Annotated in this window: 1 protein-coding gene; it reads left to right on the forward strand. The window is 69.2% G+C overall.

Annotated features, from left to right (window positions below):
• A partial coding sequence (locus tag ACFV4N_RS39880; protein ID WP_499677878.1) for an ATP-binding cassette domain-containing protein occupies positions 1–1454 on the forward strand: 1454 nt, incomplete at its 5' end.
• Positions 1455–1543 lie beyond the last annotated feature (89 nt).

Raw genomic sequence — 1543 nt, forward strand, 5'->3', positions numbered from 1 at the left:
ACAACCAAGCCGCCCTCAACTCCAAGATCAACGACCTGACCATCGCCGACTGCTCCGCCATGCAGATCAGCGACCTCGCCACCTGGACCCGCGACCTCACCGACCCCTCCGTCGCCCCCGTCCTCACCACCCTCCGCGAACTCCTCGACTCCCTCGTCGACATCGGCCTCGGCTACCTCAGCCTCGACCGCCCCGCCTCCACCCTCTCCGGCGGCGAGGCCCAACGCGTCAAGATGGTCCGCCACCTCGGCAGCGCCCTCACCGACGTCACCTACGTCTTCGACGAACCCACCGTCGGACTCCACCCCCACGACATCCAACGCATGAACGACCTCCTCCTCCAACTCCGCGACAAGGGCAACACCGTCCTCGTCGTCGAGCACAAACCCGAAACCATCCACATCGCCGACCACGTCATCGACCTCGGCCCCGGCGCCGGCGCCAACGGCGGCCACATCACCTTCACCGGCTCCGTCACCGACCTCCGCAACTCCGACACCCTCACCGGCCGCCACCTCGACCACCGCGCCCGACTCCGCGACCACCTCCGCACCCCCACCGGCCACCTCCCCATCACCGGCGCCAACCTCCACAACCTCCACGACGTCGACGTCGACATCCCCCTCGGCGTCCTCACCGTCGTCACCGGCGTCGCGGGCTCCGGCAAGAGCTCCCTCATCCACGGCTCCCTCGCCACCCGCGACGACGTCGTCACCGTCGACCAATCCCCCATCCGCGGCTCACGACGCTCCAACCCCGCCACCTACACCGGCCTGCTCGACCCCATCCGCACCGCCTTCGCCAAGGCCAACGGCGTCAAACCCGCCCTCTTCAGCGCCAACTCCGAAGGCGCCTGCCCCCACTGCAAGGGCATCGGCCTCGTCTACACCGACCTCGCCATGATGGCCGGCGTCGCCACCACCTGCGAACAGTGCGAGGGCAAGCGCTACACGCCCCAGGTCCTCGCCTACCAACTCCGCGGCCGCAACATCAGCGACGTCCTCGGCATGTCCATCACCGAAGCCCGCGACTTCTTCACCGAGAAGCAGGCCAAGACCATCCTCGACCGCCTCGTCGACGTCGGCCTCGGCTACCTCGCCCTCGGCCAACCCCTGACCACCCTCTCCGGCGGCGAGCGCCAACGCCTCAAGCTCGCCATCCACATGGCCGAGAAGGCCTCCACCTACGTCCTCGACGAACCCACCACCGGCCTCCACCTCGCCGACGTCGACAAGCTCCTCGCCCTGCTCGACCGCCTCGTCGACGCCGGCAACACCGTCATCGTCATCGAGCACCACCAGGCCGTCATGGCCCACGCGGACTGGATCATCGACCTCGGCCCCGGCGCCGGCCACGACGGCGGCCGCATCGTGTTCACCGGCACCCCCGCCCAGCTCGTCGACACCGCCGACACCCTCACCGCCCGACACCTGCGCGAGTACGTCGGCCGCTGAGCCCGAGGAGGGGAGGGCGGGCAGCCAGTTGCCAACACGCACGAGGGCAGTTAGGGGTGGAAGAGCCTGGGATTGTCTATCGAGGCGTG

This window comes from Actinosynnema sp. NPDC059797 (genome assembly GCF_042732085.1).
GTDB lineage: Bacteria > Actinomycetota > Actinomycetes > Mycobacteriales > Pseudonocardiaceae > Actinosynnema.